The 15,586-nt window shown below is 34.8% G+C and carries 32 protein-coding genes; all 32 read right to left on the bottom strand.

From position 1 onward, the window contains the following. Nucleotides 1-713: trigger factor (locus JG780_RS07290; RefSeq protein ID WP_287569836.1), on the bottom strand; the 713-nt coding region annotated here is incomplete at its 3' end. Between the two features lie 39 nt (nt 714-752). Further along, nucleotides 753-1,136 carry a 50S ribosomal protein L17 gene (rplQ, locus tag JG780_RS07285; RefSeq protein ID WP_004101498.1) on the bottom strand — a complete coding sequence of 128 codons (384 nt, stop codon included), beginning with the start codon at nt 1,134-1,136 and terminating at the stop codon, nt 753-755. Nucleotide 1,137: 1 nt separating this feature from the next. Beyond that, the gene (locus JG780_RS07280; RefSeq protein ID WP_287569834.1) at nt 1,138-2,130 is read right to left on the bottom strand and encodes a DNA-directed RNA polymerase subunit alpha; all 993 of its coding nucleotides are present in this window, start codon (nt 2,128-2,130) and stop codon (nt 1,138-1,140) included. 6 nt (nt 2,131-2,136) lie between these two features. Beyond that, nucleotides 2,137-2,766, bottom strand: coding sequence for a 30S ribosomal protein S4 (rpsD, locus tag JG780_RS07275; RefSeq protein WP_114702723.1), 630 nt, complete (start codon nt 2,764-2,766; stop codon nt 2,137-2,139). A gap of 13 nt (nt 2,767-2,779) precedes the next feature. Further along, nucleotides 2,780-3,169, bottom strand: coding sequence for a 30S ribosomal protein S11 (gene rpsK, locus JG780_RS07270; protein WP_126992599.1), 390 nt, complete (start codon nt 3,167-3,169; stop codon nt 2,780-2,782). 12 nt (nt 3,170-3,181) lie between these two features. Further along, nucleotides 3,182-3,550, bottom strand: a complete 369-nt coding sequence (gene rpsM / locus JG780_RS07265; RefSeq protein WP_004101491.1) for a 30S ribosomal protein S13 — start codon at nt 3,548-3,550, stop codon at nt 3,182-3,184. Between the two features lie 12 nt (nt 3,551-3,562). Further along, nucleotides 3,563-3,679 carry a 50S ribosomal protein L36 gene (rpmJ, locus tag JG780_RS07260; protein WP_012057198.1) on the bottom strand — a complete coding sequence of 39 codons (117 nt, stop codon included), beginning with the start codon at nt 3,677-3,679 and terminating at the stop codon, nt 3,563-3,565. Between the two features lie 20 nt (nt 3,680-3,699). Then, entirely contained in the window at nt 3,700-3,930 is a 231-nt protein-coding gene (gene infA / locus JG780_RS07255; protein WP_038042330.1) for a translation initiation factor IF-1, read from the bottom strand. Beyond that, nucleotides 3,914-4,681: a type I methionyl aminopeptidase gene (map, locus tag JG780_RS07250; protein WP_287569827.1), complete on the bottom strand. Its 768-nt coding sequence runs from the start codon at nt 4,679-4,681 to the stop codon at nt 3,914-3,916. The genes infA and map overlap by 17 nt, the downstream gene beginning before the upstream one ends. 5 nt (nt 4,682-4,686) lie before the next feature. Then, on the bottom strand, nt 4,687-5,331 hold the full coding sequence (locus JG780_RS07245; RefSeq protein WP_287569826.1) for an adenylate kinase: 645 nt from the start codon (nt 5,329-5,331) through the stop codon (nt 4,687-4,689). 5 nt (nt 5,332-5,336) lie between these two features. Then, nucleotides 5,337-6,623, bottom strand: a complete 1,287-nt coding sequence (gene secY, locus JG780_RS07240) for a preprotein translocase subunit SecY (RefSeq protein ID WP_114702721.1) — start codon at nt 6,621-6,623, stop codon at nt 5,337-5,339. Between the two features lie 2 nt (nt 6,624-6,625). Beyond that, a complete protein-coding gene (gene rplO, locus JG780_RS07235) occupies nt 6,626-7,069 on the bottom strand; it encodes a 50S ribosomal protein L15 (protein WP_004101471.1) in 444 nt (147 codons plus the stop codon). A gap of 14 nt (nt 7,070-7,083) precedes the next feature. Then, nucleotides 7,084-7,269, bottom strand: coding sequence for a 50S ribosomal protein L30 (gene rpmD, locus JG780_RS07230; protein WP_004101469.1), 186 nt, complete (start codon nt 7,267-7,269; stop codon nt 7,084-7,086). Between the two features lie 3 nt (nt 7,270-7,272). Then, nucleotides 7,273-7,803, bottom strand: a complete 531-nt coding sequence (gene rpsE / locus JG780_RS07225; RefSeq protein ID WP_287569825.1) for a 30S ribosomal protein S5 — start codon at nt 7,801-7,803, stop codon at nt 7,273-7,275. A 14-nt stretch (nt 7,804-7,817) separates the two neighbouring features. Beyond that, complete coding sequence (gene rplR / locus JG780_RS07220) at nt 7,818-8,186, bottom strand: 50S ribosomal protein L18 (RefSeq protein ID WP_004101467.1); 369 nt, start codon at nt 8,184-8,186, stop codon at nt 7,818-7,820. 15 nt (nt 8,187-8,201) lie between these two features. Further along, nucleotides 8,202-8,756, bottom strand: coding sequence for a 50S ribosomal protein L6 (gene rplF / locus JG780_RS07215; RefSeq protein WP_004101466.1), 555 nt, complete (start codon nt 8,754-8,756; stop codon nt 8,202-8,204). A gap of 13 nt (nt 8,757-8,769) precedes the next feature. Next, nucleotides 8,770-9,174, bottom strand: coding sequence for a 30S ribosomal protein S8 (gene rpsH / locus JG780_RS07210; protein ID WP_004101465.1), 405 nt, complete (start codon nt 9,172-9,174; stop codon nt 8,770-8,772). A gap of 15 nt (nt 9,175-9,189) precedes the next feature. Further along, nucleotides 9,190-9,375 carry a type Z 30S ribosomal protein S14 gene (locus JG780_RS07205; protein WP_004101463.1) on the bottom strand — a complete coding sequence of 62 codons (186 nt, stop codon included), beginning with the start codon at nt 9,373-9,375 and terminating at the stop codon, nt 9,190-9,192. 15 nt (nt 9,376-9,390) lie between these two features. After that, nucleotides 9,391-9,936 (bottom strand): 50S ribosomal protein L5, encoded by a 546-nt coding sequence (rplE, locus tag JG780_RS07200; protein WP_004101462.1) that lies wholly within the window; start codon nt 9,934-9,936, stop codon nt 9,391-9,393. 13 nt (nt 9,937-9,949) lie between these two features. Next, a complete protein-coding gene (gene rplX, locus JG780_RS07195) occupies nt 9,950-10,270 on the bottom strand; it encodes a 50S ribosomal protein L24 (RefSeq protein ID WP_004101460.1) in 321 nt (106 codons plus the stop codon). Nucleotides 10,271-10,283: 13 nt separating this feature from the next. Beyond that, nucleotides 10,284-10,652, bottom strand: coding sequence for a 50S ribosomal protein L14 (rplN, locus tag JG780_RS07190; RefSeq protein ID WP_004101458.1), 369 nt, complete (start codon nt 10,650-10,652; stop codon nt 10,284-10,286). Then, entirely contained in the window at nt 10,642-10,941 is a 300-nt protein-coding gene (rpsQ, locus tag JG780_RS07185; RefSeq protein WP_004101457.1) for a 30S ribosomal protein S17, read from the bottom strand. The genes rplN and rpsQ overlap by 11 nt, the downstream gene beginning before the upstream one ends. Before the next feature lie 5 nt (nt 10,942-10,946). Further along, nucleotides 10,947-11,147 (bottom strand): 50S ribosomal protein L29, encoded by a 201-nt coding sequence (gene rpmC / locus JG780_RS07180; protein ID WP_004101450.1) that lies wholly within the window; start codon nt 11,145-11,147, stop codon nt 10,947-10,949. Continuing rightward, nucleotides 11,144-11,572 carry a 50S ribosomal protein L16 gene (gene rplP / locus JG780_RS07175; RefSeq protein ID WP_004101449.1) on the bottom strand — a complete coding sequence of 143 codons (429 nt, stop codon included), beginning with the start codon at nt 11,570-11,572 and terminating at the stop codon, nt 11,144-11,146. Before rplP ends, rpmC begins: the two co-directional genes overlap by 4 nt. A 22-nt stretch (nt 11,573-11,594) precedes the next feature. Further along, a complete protein-coding gene (gene rpsC / locus JG780_RS07170) occupies nt 11,595-12,224 on the bottom strand; it encodes a 30S ribosomal protein S3 (RefSeq protein WP_287569823.1) in 630 nt (209 codons plus the stop codon). Between the two features lie 20 nt (nt 12,225-12,244). Next, nucleotides 12,245-12,691, bottom strand: coding sequence for a 50S ribosomal protein L22 (rplV, locus tag JG780_RS07165; protein WP_287569822.1), 447 nt, complete (start codon nt 12,689-12,691; stop codon nt 12,245-12,247). A 14-nt stretch (nt 12,692-12,705) separates the two neighbouring features. Continuing rightward, the gene (gene rpsS, locus JG780_RS07160) at nt 12,706-12,993 is read right to left on the bottom strand and encodes a 30S ribosomal protein S19 (RefSeq protein WP_004101445.1); all 288 of its coding nucleotides are present in this window, start codon (nt 12,991-12,993) and stop codon (nt 12,706-12,708) included. A gap of 15 nt (nt 12,994-13,008) precedes the next feature. After that, a complete protein-coding gene (gene rplB / locus JG780_RS07155) occupies nt 13,009-13,833 on the bottom strand; it encodes a 50S ribosomal protein L2 (RefSeq protein WP_114702719.1) in 825 nt (274 codons plus the stop codon). 15 nt (nt 13,834-13,848) lie between these two features. Further along, nucleotides 13,849-14,154, bottom strand: a complete 306-nt coding sequence (gene rplW, locus JG780_RS07150) for a 50S ribosomal protein L23 (protein ID WP_004101443.1) — start codon at nt 14,152-14,154, stop codon at nt 13,849-13,851. After that, nucleotides 14,154-14,819: a 50S ribosomal protein L4 gene (gene rplD / locus JG780_RS07145; protein ID WP_126992588.1), complete on the bottom strand. Its 666-nt coding sequence runs from the start codon at nt 14,817-14,819 to the stop codon at nt 14,154-14,156. The genes rplW and rplD overlap by 1 nt, the downstream gene beginning before the upstream one ends. Nucleotides 14,820-14,856: 37 nt before the next feature. Beyond that, nucleotides 14,857-15,474 carry a 50S ribosomal protein L3 gene (rplC, locus tag JG780_RS07140; protein WP_287569821.1) on the bottom strand — a complete coding sequence of 206 codons (618 nt, stop codon included), beginning with the start codon at nt 15,472-15,474 and terminating at the stop codon, nt 14,857-14,859. A gap of 22 nt (nt 15,475-15,496) precedes the next feature. Continuing rightward, a partial coding sequence (locus JG780_RS07135) for a 30S ribosomal protein S10 (protein WP_353844455.1) occupies nt 15,497-15,586 on the bottom strand: 90 nt, incomplete at its 5' end.

Genomic DNA, 15,586 nt, shown 5'->3' with positions numbered 1-15,586 from the left:
AGAATTCTCTTGTAAACATCTAAAATCTCTATTTTGTAGTTATAAACTATTTTTTCTTCTTCACCTTTTTGAAATTCTCTATCAAATTCAACAACATCGCCTTTTTTGTGTCCTACAAGATTTTGAATCGTAGGTCTTTCATCATCTTTATAGAGTACATACTCATCTTCATTACCATCGACCAAAACCTTTCCCGTTTCTTTGTTAGTTACGTATGTCTTAACTCTTACTAAATCATCAAACTCTGCTGGTCCTTCTTTTGGCTCTAATACTGCATTTTCCTCTCTTAATGTTTTTAATCTTAAATCAAGATAATTTTCTAAAACTTGATCTTTGTTTGCTACTTTCACCTTAATTTTCTCAAAATCTACTTTTGCTACTGGTTTTTTGTGAAAATTAACAACTATTCTTGCACTTTCACTATTTATTTCTTTTTCTGCAATTTCTGGTATAAGTAACAAATTTGACTCTTCCTCAAATGATTTATATGTTTCTTCAACTAATTGTTCGAAAACAAAATAATCATAAAAATCCTTTCCAAATCTAGCTTTAAAAACAGAAAGAGGAACTTTACCCTTCCTAAATCCCTCTATAGTGTACTTTCTATTAAGTTCGTTTAATGTTCTCTTTTCAGCTCTTTGTATCTCTGCAGAATCAAATATAAATTCTTTTGTCACAATGTTTTTATCAACACCAAGTTCTTTAATTTCCATACCGCACCTCCTCAAGAGTAAAAAAGGGGGTATTCCCCCTTACTCTTCTATTACAAGCTTAATTAATGACATTTCTGCACCGTCGCCTCTTCTTGGACCAACCTTATAAATTGCTGTATATCCACCTTGTCTATCTAAGTATTTTGGAGCAATTTCATCGACTAATTTGTTCACCAATCTTCTATCTCCAAGTGCTTTGAATATTTCTCTTCTCAATGCAACTTCTCTTTCCTTTTTATCAGCTTTTTTTGCTTTTACAGCCTTTGTCATTAACTTTTCAAAGAAAATTTGTACAGCCTTTGCCTTTGGAGTTGTTGTAATTATACTACCGTGTTCAACAATTTCTCTTGAGAGATTTCTTAAAGTTGCTTTTCTATGACTTCCATATCTACCTATTCTGTGTCTTTTCATTCGATGTCTCATTTCAACTTTCCCCCTTTCCGAAGCTGAGCCCAAACTTTTCCATCAACTTTTCTTTTACTTCATCAAGTGATTTTTGACCAAAATTTTTGATTTTCAATAGTTCCTCTTCTCCTCTACTCAACAAATCACCAATTGTTTCAATTTTATCGCGTTTTAAGCAATTTAGTGCACGCATTGATAAATCTAACTCATCAATTTTTCTACTCAAAATATCATTTTCATCAACAACTTCTTCTTCCTCAACTGTGCTTACTTCACTTACTTCAGCGATATCATTTTCTTCATCAAATTCTCCAAAACTTTCTTCAATAATTCTAAAGTGATCATTTATTATTTTTACAGCTTTCTTTAATGCATCAGATGGCTTAATATTCTTCTTTGTCCATATTTCCAATACTAACTTATCGTAGTCTGTTTTTTTACCAACCCTAACATTTTCTGCAATCCAGTTAACTTTTAAAACTGGGTTATAAACTCCATCTAAAACTATCCAACCTATATCAGGTTTTTCGTTTCTTTCTGCTGCAGGTACAAATCCTTTTCCTATAGTTGCATAAAGCTTTATTTCTAGGTCTGCATCTTCATTTAAAGTTGCAATATGTAAATTAGGATTTGTTACACTCACACCTGCTGGAACTATTATATCCCCTGCTTTTATCTCACCAGCACCTTTATGTTGAATTGTCAACTCAACAGGATCTTCTACATAATCTTCCATTGAAAGCTGAACTTTTTTTAAATTTAAAAGAATCTCAAGAATATCTTCTTTTACACCTTCGATAGTATCAAATTCATGATATTTTTCTGGCCTTACAAATTTTACATCCGTTATTGCAAGAGAAGGTATTGAAGATAGCAAAACTCTTCTCAATGTATTTCCAATTGTTGTAGCATAACCTTTTTCAAGAGGAGAAAGCACATAACGTGCATAATAGTAATCATCCGATTCTTTGTGCTCCTCCATCTTAAGTCTTTTAGGCATAACAAATTCCATATTTTATCACCTCGAGTACAATTCGATAATTGCTTGTACATCAACTGGAAGATCAATAACTTCTTCTAGTTTTGGATTTCTTTCGTATGTACCTTTATAATTTTCATAATCAACTGTGAGCCAAGGCATTCTATTTTTATCTTTATTCAACTCAATTGCGTTTTTAACTGGTAAAATATCTCTACTCTTTTCCCTTATTTCTATTACATCGCCTGGTCTTACTTGGTAAGAAGGAATAGTAACCTTTCTACCATTTACCAAAACATGTCCATGATTTACTAGCTGCCTTGCAGTTGTTCTATTAACTGCAAATCCGAGTCTATATACTACGTTATCGAGTCTTCTTTCTACTTGAACTACAAGATTTTCACGGGTATCTCCTGATTTTCTGGAAGCTGTTTCATAATATCTTCTAAATTGTGTTTCAAGAACTCCGTAAATTCTCTTCATCGTTTGTTTTGCCCTCAATTGAATTCCGTACTGAGTTAATTTTTTCTTATCTCTTCCATGATCACCTGGAGCAAAAGGTCTTCTGTCAAAAGCACATTTATCTGTAAAGCACCTCTCACCTTTCAGGTACAACTTCATTCCTTCGCGTCTGCAAAGTTTACATTGTGGACCTGTATATCTAGCCATTTATTTCCCTCCCTTAAACTCTTTTCTTCTTTGGCCTGCAGCCATTGAATGGAATTGGTGTAACATCTTTTATTACTCCTATCTCGAGTCCAGCTGCTTGGAATGTTCTTATTGCAGCTTCTCTTCCTGAACCTGGGCCTTTTACCAAAATGTCAACTTTTTTCATACCAAGCTTGACTGCTTCTTTAGCAACCTGGTCGGCTGCAAGCTGTGCTGCATATGGAGTACCTTTTCTTGTTCCTTGAAATCCAGCAGTTCCTCCACTACCCCAGGTGATTACTTTACCATCTGGATCGGTCAAAGTAATTATTGTATTGTTATATGTGGATTTTATGTGAACTACTCCACGATCAACTGCTAATTTCTTTTTTCTTTTTACTACTCTACGTGTTTTTTTGGCCATTTATGTCCCTCCCTATTTTTTCTTTTTGATTCTACTTGGTCTTGGACCTTTTCTAGTTCTTGCATTTGACTTTGTTTTTTGACCTCTAACTGGCAAGCCTAATTTGTGTCTAAATCCTCTGTAACATCCAATGTCAATTAGCCTTTTTATATTTTGCATAACTTCAGTTCTCAATTCACCTTCAACTTTGAAATTTTGTTGGATGTATGTTGCTATTTTACTGATTTCCTCATCGTTTAATTCTCTAACTCTTTTATCTGGATCAATATTTGTTGCTTCACAAATTTGTTTTGCTCTTGTTCTACCAATACCGTATATATATGTAAGCGCTATTTCTACCTTCTTGTCGTTTGGTATTTCAACACCGACGATACGAGCCATCTATCTCCCTCCTCAACCCTGCTTCTGATTATGCTTTGGATTTACTTTACAAATTACGTATACTCTTCCTTTTCTTTTTATTATCTTACAATGCTCGCATCTTTTCTTAACTGAGGATTGCACTTTCATAGTTCCTCTCTCCTTTCTTTTTATGACTTTTTCCTATAGACTATTCTTCCCTTAGTTAAGTCGTAGATAGTAAGTTCAACAACAACTTTGTCTCCAGGCACTAGCCTTATAAAATTCTTCCGCATTTTTCCACTGATATGTGCCAAAATTTTGTGGCCGTTTTCAAGCTCTACTCTAAACATTGCATTAGGTAAAGCCTCAACAATTGTACCTTCCATCTTAATAATATCTTCCTTATTCGACAAATCCATCACCCCGCCGGGTTAAAACTTCACATCCATCCTTTTTTACTAACAATGTGTGTTCAAAATGTGCCGCTCTTTTCCCATCTTTAGTAACCACAGTCCAACCATCATCCAAAATTACTACGTGCCAGCCGCCTTCAGTAACCATTGGTTCTATAGCAATTGTCATACCTTCTCTGAGTATTACTCCCGTTCCTTTTTTACCATAATTTGGTATTTGAGGATCTTCGTGTAATTTTTTCCCGACTCCATGCCCCACAAAATCTCTAACAACATTAAATCCATTTTCTTCAACATATTTTTGTATCTCGTATGATACATCTCCTAATCTAATTCCAGCTCTTACAGTCTCTATAGCTATTTCCAAAGACTTTTTTGTGACTTCTACTAACTTTGTACCAATCTCATCTGTTTCACCGATTATATACGTATACGCTCCATCACCATAGTACCCTTCATATATTGCACCAACATCTATTGAAACTATATCCCCTTTTTTAAACACTTTCTTTTTCAAAGGAAAACCATGAATAACTTCGTCATTTACTGAAACAGTTGTAATATATGGATAACCGTTATAACCTTTAAATGCAGGTGCACACTTCAACTCTTTCAAAATTTTTTCAGCAAGAAGCTCAACATCCCAAGCACTAGCTCCTTCAACTGCTACTTTTTTAGCCTCGGATAATATTGTTCCAACCGCTTGAGAAGCTATTTTTATCTTTTCAATTTCTTCCTTTGATTTAATATAAATCAACTTCCTCACCTTCTGATAATATTTAATACTTCTTTTATTACTGAATCAACATCTAAAGCACCATTAACTGTAAAAAGTTTGTTAGATTTTTGATAATATTCTATTACAGGATATGTGTTTTCCATATAAACTTTGTATCTTTTTCTTACTACTTCTTCTTTATCATCTTCTCTCTGGTAAAGCGTACCACCACAGACATCACATTTTCCATCAACCTTTGGAGGTAGTGTAATTAAATTGTATATCTTTCCACAATTACTACATATTCTTCTATTACTAATTCTTTTAACTACTTCCTCTTCATCAACTTCAAAATAAATCACATAATCTAAATCTTTTCCAAGCGACCTCATTATTTCATCTAATGCTTTTGCTTGAGCTACCGTTCTTGGAAAACCGTCCAAGATAAAGCCATTTTTACAATCTTCTTTAGACAATCTATCTTTGACAATTGAGTTAGTTAAATCATCTGGCACTAGATCCCCGCGTTTTAATATTTCCTCAACCTTTTTTCCAAGCTCACTTTTAGAAGCAACTGCTTCTCTAAACATATCACCAGTTGATATGTGTGGTATATTGAGCATTTCTACTAATCTTTTAGCATATGTTCCTTTACCTGCCCCGGGGGGCCCCAGGAAGACCATATTCATATTTATCATCTCCTTCCTGGGAGTTTACCCTTTTTAACAAAACCTTCGTAATTTCTCATAATCAAGTGTGCTTCCATTTGTTGAGCTATGTCAAGAGCCACACCAACTGCAATTAATGCACTTGTTCCACCTAACCAAATATTTACTCCCGTTACACCTTGAACAAGATAAGGAACAAGTGCTATTGCTACCAAAAAGAGTGCTCCGACAAATGTGATTCTATTTAATACTCTTGTTATATATTGTTCTGTTGGTTTTCCAGGTCTTATACCAGGAATGTAACCACCATAGCTCTTAATATTTTGTGCAATATCTTTTGGATCAAAAACAACAACACTATAAAAGTACGTAAAGAAGAAAATCAACACTGCATAAATTGTAATTACTAATGGACTGGTCATTGAGAACAAGGATTTTGCCGTCTCAGAGTTTGTAAGTTGTGCGATTCCAACTGGGATTGAAACAATTGCCCAACCAAAAATTATAGGTATAACACCACTGTGATTAACTTTAATTGGTATATGGGTTGATGTTCCACCATAAATTCTTCTTCCAACCATTCTTGAAGCATATTGAACCATTATTCTTCTTTCTGCTTGTTGTACATAAATAATTCCAATAACCATCAAGAACATTACACCAAGTAAGAAAATCCATTCAAAGATATTCAAACCACCAAGAACTGCTGTTCTAAAGTAAGTTGGATATCTTGCAACAATTCCAGCAAATATTAAAACACTAATTCCGTTTCCAATACCTTTTTCGGTAATCCTATCACCAATCCAAAGTAAGAACATTGTTCCAGCAAGAAGAGAAACTGTTGCCAAAAATACAAAAGTCCAAAGTGGAATGACAAGAATATTTTCAAACCCTCTTGCAAGTCCAAAGGAAATAACAAATGCTTGAATTGCACCAAGTAAAACTGTTAAATTTCTTGTTATTCTTTGGAATTTCTTTCTTCCTTCTTCTCCTTCTTTCAACATTTCCTTTAATGAAGGAATAACTGAAGAAAGCAATTGCAAAATAATAGACGCGTTAATGTAAGGTGTAACACTCAAAGCAAAAATAGAAAAACTTCTAAACGCACCACCGGTAAATACATCATAAAAACTTAACAAGCCCCCTGCACTACCTGTACCCATTTGAGAAAAGGCAGCCCCCCATGCCTTTAAGTTCACCCCAGGAACCGGAATATATATACCTAGTCTAAAAACAATTAACATTAACAGAGTAAATACTATTCTATCGCGCAATTCAGGAATTTTAAATGCGTTCTTTAACGCTTTCCACATTATTAAATCACCTCTGCCTTGCCGCCTACGGCTTCAATCTTCCTCCTGGCACTTGAACTAAAGGCATGGGCTACTACTGTCAGAGGTTTTGTAATTTCTCCATTTCCTAAAATTTTAACTCCATCATTGATTTTCTTAATTAAACCAACTTCAAGTAATTTTTCAGGTGTTACTTCATCACCAGAATTAAATTTTCTTTCAAGATCTTCAACGTTAACAACTGTATATACTTTCTTAGTAAAGTTTTTGAATCCAAATTTTGGAAGTCTTCTATGAATAGGTGTTTGACCACCTTCAAACCATGGATGAACTTTTCCAGTTCCTCTTGCTTTTTGACCTTTGTGACCCTTACCAGATGTTTTTCCTTTTCCAGAACCAATTCCTCTACCCACTCTAATTCTTTTTCTCATGGAACCAGGAGTAGGTCTTATATCTGATAACCTCATATTATATTACCTCCTTATTCCTCTATTTCCTCTACCTTAACTAAATGCCTTACTTTCCTAATCATGCCTCTAATTTGAGGAACATCATCTTTTATTACTGTTGAATTTAACTTTCTTAATCCCAGTCTTTTTACTGTATCTTTTTGATCATATTTATAACCTATTGGACTTTTAACAAGTGTAATTTTTAATTTTTTCATTTATTAACCCTCCTTTTTTACACCATAGATAACTTCTTGTGGAGTAATGTCTCTCAACTGTGCAATTTTTTCCAATGATAGGAGGTTTTTCAAACCATTAACTGTTGCTTGTGCTAGCACAACAGGGTTTGTTGAACCGCTTGTTTTTGTAAGAATGTTGTGAATTCCTGCAAGTTCAACAATAGCACGGACGGTTCCATTTGAGATTATACCTGTACCAGGTGCTGCTGGTTTAAGTAAAACTTTTGCTGCATCTTGTCTTCCAACAATTTCGTGAGGAATTGTTCCGTTATAAACTGGTACTTCAAATACATTTCTTCTTGCAGCTGATAAAGCTTTCCTTATTGCATCTGGTACTTCTCTTGCTTTACCTACACCAACACCTACTTTTCCATTTCTATTTCCAACAACAGCTAAAACTCTAAATGATAAATTTTTTCCACCCTTAGTAACTTTTGTTGTCCTTCTTATTTCAACTATTCTTTCTTCAAAATCTTCCCTTGTATTTCTTATCTTCTGTGCAATGTCTGCCATTCAGTGCACCTCCCTTAAAATTCCAAGCCTGCTTCTCTGGCACCTTCTGCAAGTTCTGCAACTCTTCCGTGATATCTGTATCCACCTCTATCAAATACTACTTTCTTAATGCCTTTTTCAATTGCTCTTTTACCAATTAATTTTCCAACTTCTCTTGCGGCTTCCTTGTTCCAGGTCTTTTTCAAAGTTTCTCTTAATTCCTTATCCAATGTTGATGCTGCAACCAACGTGTGTCCCTTATCATCATCAATTATTTGGGCATAAATATGTTTTTCGCTCTTGTATACACACAACCTTGGTCTATCTGCAGTTCCATGGATTTTTTTTCTTATACTTAGATGTCTCTTTTTCCTTCTCCAATTCCTGTTCTCTTTTTTTATCATCTCAGTGTACCCCCTTTATGCTTTCTTTCCTTCTTTCAATCTTACTACTTCTCCTACGTATCTAATACCTTTTCCTGAGTAAACATTTGGTTCTCTCCATTTTCTAATATCTGCTGCAACTTGTCCTACTCTTTGTTTATCAATTCCACTAACAATTATTTTATTTGGACTTGGTACTTCTACTTTTACATCAGAAGGAATTTCCATTTCAACTGGATGGGCATATCCAAGATTCATAACAAGTTTCTTTCCTTGTAACTGTGCTCTGTAACCTATTCCAACAATTTCAAGTTCCTTTTTAAATCCTTTAGTAACTCCAATTACCATATTGTTAAATAATCTCCAATATGTTCCTGTAAACATCTTCATCTTTTTCAAATCTGATCTTCTTTTCATGTAATCAACATTAGGTTTTACATTCATTTCATTACCATTAATTTCAACTTTAACGTATGGTAAAAAATCTTGTTTTAATTCACCAAGTGGTCCTTTTACTTTTAAGACATTTCCCTCAACTTTTACTTCTACTCCGTTTGGTATAACAATAGGTTTATTTGCTATACGGGACATTGAGTACACCTCCTTACCAAATATAGGCAATAACTTCTCCGCCAACACCGATTTCTCTTGCTTGCTTGTCAGTTAACACACCTTTTGATGTTGTTAAAATAGCTATACCTAATCCATTCTTAACCTTTGGAAGATTATCTTTTCCAACATATATTCTTCTTCCAGGTTTTGAAACTCTTACAATACCATGAATTACCCTTTCTCTATTTCTTCTTGTACCTTTGTATTTCATGTGAATTCTTATTATTCCCTGTTTTCCATCTTCAATATATGTGTAATCTTTTATAAATCCTTCTCTTTTTAATATTTCAGCAATTTCTTTTTTCAAGTTTGATGCTGGTACATCTACTTGTTCTTTTAATGCAACATTTGCATTCCTTATTCGAGTGAGCATGTCAGCTATTGGATCGCTCCACATTGTATTCCCCTCCTTTTACCATGTTGCCTTCCTAACTCCCGGGAGTTTTCCCTCATTGGCCATTTTTCTGAAACAAACTCTACAAATACCAAATTCTCTATACACGGAATGTGCTCTTCCACAAATCTTACATCTTGTATATTCTCTGGTTTTAAATTTCTTTGGCTTTTTCCATCTTTCAACAAGACCTTTTCTTGCCATATTTAAACCTCCTTATTATCTTTTAAACGGGAATCCAAAGAGCTCTAATAATTTTCTTGCTTCATCATCTGTTTTAGCAGTTGTAACAATTACAATATCCATTCCTTGGACTCTTCTAACTTGATCTGGAGATATTTCAGGAAAGACCAACTGTTCCGTCAATCCAAATGAATAATTTCCTCTACCATCAAAACCATTTGGATTCAATCCTCTAAAGTCTCTAACTTTTGGAAGAACCAAATTAATAAGTTTGTACAAGAAGTTGTACATGTTAACTCCTCTTAATGTTACTTTCAAACCTATTGGCATTCCTTTTCTTATTTTAAAGTTAGAGATACTCTTTTTTGCTTTTGTAACAACAGGTTTTTGACCTGCAATAAGTGCTAATTCTTTTGCATGGATATCAATAACATCTTTATTTCTTGAACCTTCACCGATACCCATATTAATAACTATTTTTTCTAGTCTTGGAACTTGATGAATATTTTTATATCCAAATTCTTTCATCATTGCAGGTTTGATTTCATTTTCATACTTTTCTTTCAATGGTATGTACTGCATGCTCTATGCCTCCTTACTTATCTATGACTTCTCCACACTTCTTACAGTACCTTACTTTTGTTCCATCTTCTAAAAATCTGAATCCAACTCTTGTTGCTTTTCCACAGCTTGGGCACACTAATGCAACCTTACAAGCATAAATTGGTGATTCTTTCTCAATAATTCCACCTTGTCTCATTTGTGCATTTGGTCTTTGATGTCTTTTTACAACATTTACTCCTCTCACAACTACTTTGTCTTCTTTTGGAATTACTCTTACAACTTCACCTGTTTTTCCTTTATCTTTTCCAGAAAGTACCATTACTGTATCGCCTTTTCTTATTTTCCTTGCCACTTCACATCACCCCTTAAAATACTTCAGGCGCTAAGGAGACAATTTTCATAAATCCTTTTTCTCTTAATTCCTTTGCAACTGGGCCAAAAACACGTGTCCCCTTAGGCTCGTTATATTTATCTAGTACGACAGCGGCATTATCATCAAAACGAATATAAGTACCATCTGGTCTTCTAATTTCTTTTTTCGTTCTAACAATAACAGCCTTTACAACATCACCTTTCTTTAAATCTCCGTTTGGTACTGCATCTCTAACACTACATACAACTACGTCTCCTACTGTTCCCCATTTTCTCCTTGAACCGCCCATTACTCTAATAACTCTTAAAAGTTTTGCTCCCGAGTTGTCTGCAACATTGAGGTAGCTTTCATTAATTATCATCACTACTACCTCCTTCCAATTCTTCGTCTAAAGTCTCATCTGCAAAAACTGATCTTTCCACTATTCTAAGTACTCTCCATCTTTTTAATTTACTTAAAGGTCTTGATTCAATAATTTCAACTATATCTCCATCTCTACATTCGTTATTTTCATCGTGTGCATAATACTTTTTTGTTCTCTTAATATATTTCCCCACTCTCGGGTGTTTTACTAATGTACTAACTGCAACTACAACTGTTTTATCCATTTTATCGCTTACAACTTCGCCAATCAATTTCTTTTTAGGCATGTCAATTACCTCCTTACACCCAATTCTCTTTCCCTGAGAATTGTTTTGATTCTTGCTATGTCTTTCCTAGTCTTTGAAATTTGACTGTAGTCCGTAAGTTGTCCCAAAACATTCTGGAATCTCAAGTTCATGAGTGTTCTTTTCTTTTCTTCTAATAAATTCATCAATTCTTCATTTGTTAAATTTCTAAGTTCAGCAGCCTTCATACTGCTTCACCACCTATCTCATGTCTTTTTACTATTTTTGTTCTTATTGGAAGTTTTGTAGCAGCATATTCTAATGCTTCTCTAGCAAGCTTTTCGTCTACTCCACCAATTTCAAATAAAATTTTTCCTGGTTTTACTACTGCTACCCAACCTTCAACGTTTCCTTTACCTTTACCTAGCTTACTCTCAGCCGGGTGTTTTGTATATGATTTATCAGGAAAAACTCTAATCCAAAGTTTACCTGTTTTCTTTAAGGTTCTTGTAATTGCAATCCTGCATGCTTCTATCTGTTGTGCTGTAATCCAGTGTGACTCCATAGCTTTAAGACCATATTCACCGAAGTTTACTAATGCTCCGCCCTTTGCATTTCCTTTCATTCTACCTCTGTGTTGTTTTCTGTACTTAACTCTTTTTGGCATTAACATGTCGTACTACCTCCTTTAGACGTCAGATATCGGCGTCGCCTTTATAAATCCATACTTTAATACCAATTGTACCATATTTTGTTTCAGCTCTAGCTGTGCCATAATCAATTATTGATTTTATAGTTTGAAGTGGAAGTCTTCCTTTCAAATACCACTCTGTTCTTGCAATTTCTGCACCTGCAAGTCTTCCAGAAACCATTATTTTTATACCCTTTGCACCTTTTTTCATAGCATTAAAGATAGCTTTTTTCATTACTACTTTGTAAGATGCACGTTTTTCAATTCTGCTTGCAATATTTTCTGCTACTAATTGTGCATCAACTTCAGGATTTTTAATTTCCTCAACATTGACTATAAATCTTCTGTTAAATTTCTTCTCAAGTTCTTGTCTTAATTCTGTTATTTCTGAACCTTTTTTACCTATGATTATTCCTGGTCTTGCAGACTTTATAATTGCAATTACTCTTTCTGAGTCTGGCCTTTCAATAACAATCTCACTAATTCCTGCTTGTGCATATTTATCCTTTATAGCTTTTCTAATTTCTTCGTCTTCAAGCAAGTATTCCTTGTAATTCTTTTCATTAAACCATGTTGCCTGCCAATCTGCTGTTATCCCGAGCCTGAAGCCGCGTGGATGAACTTTTTGACCCACCTTACCACCTCACCTTTCTATCACTTTTCTTCCTTTGCAGCCTTTTCGGCTTCCTTGTCTCTAACAATTACTGTAATATGGGACATCCTTTTTTGAATTATATCTGCACTTCCTCTACCTCTTGGCCAAATTCTTTTCATTCTTGGACCATCGTTTACATAGCATGTGTAAACATATAAATTTTCCTCGTTAAGCCCATAGTTATTAACAGCATTTGCCACTGCTGATTTTAACACATTTTTTATAAGTCTTGCAGCCTTTTTTGGAGAAAACTCAAGAATTGTAAATGCTTCTGAAACATTTTTACCTTTAATTGAATTTGCAACACTTCTTGCTTTTCTTGGAGAAATTCTAACAAATTTTGCTACTGCTCTTGCTTCATACACTGGCATTGTTGCTAATTTTTCTTTTCTCTCTCTATGGAATTTGGAACGTTTCATTCCGTTTCTCTTTATGAGAACTTGCATTGTTTCCACCCTCCTCACTTTTTAACCTGACCCTTGCTAGCAGACTTATCAGCGTGTCCTCCAAATCTTCTGGTAAATGAAAATTCACCTAATCTATGACCAACCATATTTTCTGTAATGTATACTGGAATGTGTTTTAAACCATTATATACTGCTATTGTATGTCCAACCATTTCAGGTACTATCATACTTGCTCTGCTCCATGTTTTAATTATTTTCTTCTCGCCTGCTTCGTTAAGTTGTCTTATTTTTTTTAGTAACTTGGGATCTACATAAGGTCCCTTTTTCGTGGACCTGCCCATCGTTGCACCTCCTCATTAACCATTTCTTCTTCTTACAATCAATTTATCTGATGCTTTCTTTCCTCTTCTTGTTTTATAACCTTTAGCAAGTTGACCCCATGGACTTTGTGGATGGTGTCCTTTTCCTCTTCCTTCACCACCACCATGTGGGTGATCAACTGGATTCATTGCAACACCTCTAACATGTGGTTTTCTACCTTTCCATCTTACTCTTCCTGCTTTTCCATCAACTTCGTTTTTGTGATCTTCATTTCCAACTACTCCGATTGTTGCGTAACATTTTACTGGAACTTTTCTAAGCTCACCTGATGGCATTCTCAATAACGCGTATTTTCCTTCTTTTGCCATCAATTGGCATGATGTACCAGCGGATCTTGCTATTTGACCACCTTTTCCAGGAATAAACTCAACGTTATGAACAATTGTACCAACTGGAATATTTTCAAGTGGTAATGCATTACCTGGCTTAATCTCTGCATCAGGACCATTCAATACTGTATCACCAACATTTAAACCCTGAGGAGCTAATATATATCTTTTTTCACCATCTGCATAGACAAGCAATGCTATTCTTGCCGTTCTATTTGGATCGTATTCAATAGATACAACTCTAGCTGGTACTCCTACTTTATCTCTTTTAAAATCAATGATTCTGTATCTTCTTTTGTGCCCGCCACCTCTAAATCTTACAGTTACTCTTCCATAGCTATTTCTTCCACCTGTCTTTTTAAGTGGAGCAATTAATGATTTTTCCGGTTCTTTTTTAGTAATTTCGGAAAAATCAGGTATTATCATTTGTCTTCTTGCAGGGCTTGTTGGTTTAAATCTTCTAAGACCCATCATTATTCACCCCTTTTAATGTTCTCCTTCTAATTCCTTAATCGTGTACCCTTCTTTAAGAGTTACTATAGCCTTTTTCCAAGATTTAGTATATCCTTGTCTTGCCATTGCACCGCGTCTTAAATCTCTTTTTGGTTTTGGCTTTACGTTTATCACGTTAACCTTTTCAACTTTTACATTAAACAATTTTTCTACAGCTTCCTTTATAAGTGGTTTATTGGCATCTTTAGAAACTTCAAAAACATACTTTCTATCTTCTCTGGCATAATATGATTTTTCACTAACAATTGGTCTAATAATAACATCTGCGTAGTTTTTCATTAGCCAAGCACCTCCTCGATCTTCTGGACGGTACCTTGGAGGAGCACAAGTTTGTCATGATTCAAAATATCATATACGTTCAATCCATCAATGTTTGTTCTGTCAACACCCGGATTGTCTGCAATGATAACTTTAACTCCTGGAATATTGCGTCCAGAAATCTTAACATTAACATATTCCTCAACTTTCTTTGGAAGAACAACCAAAACTTTTTGATTTTCAAGTCCCAAGTTCTTTAAAACTTCTCTCAAGTCTTTTGTTTTTGGCCTTTCGAATTTAATCTCATCAACAACGATAAGATTTTCTTCTTTGAGTCTTAAAGATAAAGCTGACTTTAATGCAAGTCTTTTCATTTTTTTGTTCAATCTCTTAAAATAAACTCTTGGTTTTGGGCCGTGAGCTACACCACCGTGTCTCCAATGTGGTGCTCTAATTGAACCTTGTCTAGCTCTACCTGTGTGTTTTTGAATCCAAGGTTTTCTTCCACCACCGGACACTTCTCCACGTGTTTTCGTAGAAGCTGTTCCTGCTCTTGAATTTGTAAGTTGCATATCAATATAGCGCCAAATAACATCAAAATTTGGCTCGATAGCAAATACTTCATCTTTTAAATCAACTGTTCCGATGTTTTCACCTTTTGAGTTAAACAAACTAACTTTTGCCATCCCTAATGCCTCCTTTTTTCATTTTCGAGGCTTGCTCTTATCCCCTTTTAGCTGTTCTAATAAGGACAAGGCCGCCTCTCGCTCCTGGGACGCCACCTTTTACTGCTATTAAATTATTCTCTACGTCTATTTTAACAATTTCTGAGTTTAATATTGTTACACGTTCGTTACCATATTGTCCCGGCATCTTTTTTCCTTTGAAAATTCTTGCAGGTTCTGTGTGCTGACCAACGGAACCTAGTTCTCTATGGAATTTTGCACCATGAGATTTTGGCCCGCCTCTAAATCCCCATCTTTTCATTGCACCAGCAAAACCTCTTCCTTTGGACCAACCTGTAATATCTATTTTATCACCTTCGGCAAAAATATCAACCTTTATTTCTTGTCCAAGTTCAAACTCTTCTGGATTTTCTACTCTGAATTCTTTTAATATTTTCAATGGTTTGACACCTGCTTTTTTGAAAACACCTTCCATTGGCTTATTAACTTTTTTTGCTTCTTCAAAACCAATCTGTATTGCATTGTATCCATCTGTATCTATTGTTTTCTTCTGAACAACATAACAAGGACCAGCTTTTATAACTGTTACGGGAATGACTTTATCATCCTTAAAGATTCGGGTCATTCCAACTTTTCTTCCAATAATCATTTTCATCTCTAGCACCTCCAAGTTCAAATCACAAGTTGATTTCAACGTCAACTCCAGCTGGAAGATTAATCTTCATCAAAGCATCTATAGTTTTTGGTGATGGTTCCAAAATATCAAT

It is taken from the genome of Thermosipho sp. (in: thermotogales) (assembly GCF_020054775.1).
Taxonomy (GTDB): domain Bacteria; phylum Thermotogota; class Thermotogae; order Thermotogales; family Fervidobacteriaceae; genus Thermosipho; species Thermosipho africanus.
The sequence above is the reverse complement of the archived record's forward strand: the minus strand, read 5'-3'. Positions and strand labels throughout refer to the sequence as shown.

Bases quoted from the DNA above. Each gene is read 5' to 3' on its own strand.
- rplQ (WP_004101498.1), bottom strand. From the start codon at position 1,136: ATGAGACATCGAATGAAAAGACACAGAATAGGTAGATATGGAAGTCAT.
- JG780_RS07280 (WP_287569834.1), bottom strand. From the start codon at position 2,130: ATGGAATTTGTTATGCCTAAAAGACTTAAGATGGAGGAGCACAAAGAA.
- rpsD (WP_114702723.1), bottom strand. From the start codon at position 2,766: ATGGCTAGATATACAGGTCCACAATGTAAACTTTGCAGACGCGAAGGA.
- rpsK (WP_126992599.1), bottom strand. From the start codon at position 3,169: ATGGCCAAAAAAACACGTAGAGTAGTAAAAAGAAAAAAGAAATTAGCA.
- rpsM (WP_004101491.1), bottom strand. From the start codon at position 3,550: ATGGCTCGTATCGTCGGTGTTGAAATACCAAACGACAAGAAGGTAGAA.
- rpmJ (WP_012057198.1), bottom strand. From the start codon at position 3,679: ATGAAAGTGCAATCCTCAGTTAAGAAAAGATGCGAGCATTGTAAGATA.
- infA (WP_038042330.1), bottom strand. From the start codon at position 3,930: ATGGATTTGTCGAATAAGGAAGATATTATTAAGATGGAAGGTACAATT.
- JG780_RS07245 (WP_287569826.1), bottom strand. From the start codon at position 5,331: ATGAATATGGTCTTCCTGGGGCCCCCCGGGGCAGGTAAAGGAACATAT.
- secY (WP_114702721.1), bottom strand. From the start codon at position 6,623: ATGTGGAAAGCGTTAAAGAACGCATTTAAAATTCCTGAATTGCGCGAT.
- rplO (WP_004101471.1), bottom strand. From the start codon at position 7,069: ATGAGGTTATCAGATATAAGACCTACTCCTGGTTCCATGAGAAAAAGA.
- rpmD (WP_004101469.1), bottom strand. From the start codon at position 7,269: ATGAAAAAATTAAAAATTACACTTGTTAAAAGTCCAATAGGTTATAAA.
- rpsE (WP_287569825.1), bottom strand. From the start codon at position 7,803: ATGGCAGACATTGCACAGAAGATAAGAAATACAAGGGAAGATTTTGAA.
- rplR (WP_004101467.1), bottom strand. From the start codon at position 8,186: ATGATAAAAAAAGAGAACAGGAATTGGAGAAGGAAAAAGAGACATCTA.
- rplF (WP_004101466.1), bottom strand. From the start codon at position 8,756: ATGTCCCGTATAGCAAATAAACCTATTGTTATACCAAACGGAGTAGAA.
- rpsH (WP_004101465.1), bottom strand. From the start codon at position 9,174: ATGTGGAGCGATCCAATAGCTGACATGCTCACTCGAATAAGGAATGCA.
- JG780_RS07205 (WP_004101463.1), bottom strand. From the start codon at position 9,375: ATGGCAAGAAAAGGTCTTGTTGAAAGATGGAAAAAGCCAAAGAAATTT.
- rplE (WP_004101462.1), bottom strand. From the start codon at position 9,936: ATGCAGTACATACCATTGAAAGAAAAGTATGAAAATGAAATCAAACCT.
- rplN (WP_004101458.1), bottom strand. From the start codon at position 10,652: ATGATAATTAATGAAAGCTACCTCAATGTTGCAGACAACTCGGGAGCA.
- rpsQ (WP_004101457.1), bottom strand. From the start codon at position 10,941: ATGCCTAAAAAGAAATTGATTGGCGAAGTTGTAAGCGATAAAATGGAT.
- rpmC (WP_004101450.1), bottom strand. From the start codon at position 11,147: ATGAAGGCTGCTGAACTTAGAAATTTAACAAATGAAGAATTGATGAAT.
- rplP (WP_004101449.1), bottom strand. From the start codon at position 11,572: ATGTTAATGCCAAAAAGAGTTAAGTACAGAAAACAACACAGAGGTAGA.
- rplV (WP_287569822.1), bottom strand. From the start codon at position 12,691: ATGCAAGTTCTCATAAAGAGAAACGGAATGAAACGTTCCAAATTCCAT.
- rpsS (WP_004101445.1), bottom strand. From the start codon at position 12,993: ATGGGCAGGTCCACGAAAAAGGGACCTTATGTAGATCCCAAGTTACTA.
- rplB (WP_114702719.1), bottom strand. From the start codon at position 13,833: ATGGGTCTTAGAAGATTTAAACCAACAAGCCCTGCAAGAAGACAAATG.
- rplW (WP_004101443.1), bottom strand. From the start codon at position 14,154: ATGAAAAACTACGCAGATGTTATTATTAGACCAATTGTTAGTGAAAAA.
- rplD (WP_126992588.1), bottom strand. From the start codon at position 14,819: ATGGCAAAAGTTAGTTTGTTTAACTCAAAAGGTGAAAACATCGGAACA.
- rplC (WP_287569821.1), bottom strand. From the start codon at position 15,474: ATGAAAATGATTATTGGAAGAAAAGTTGGAATGACCCGAATCTTTAAG.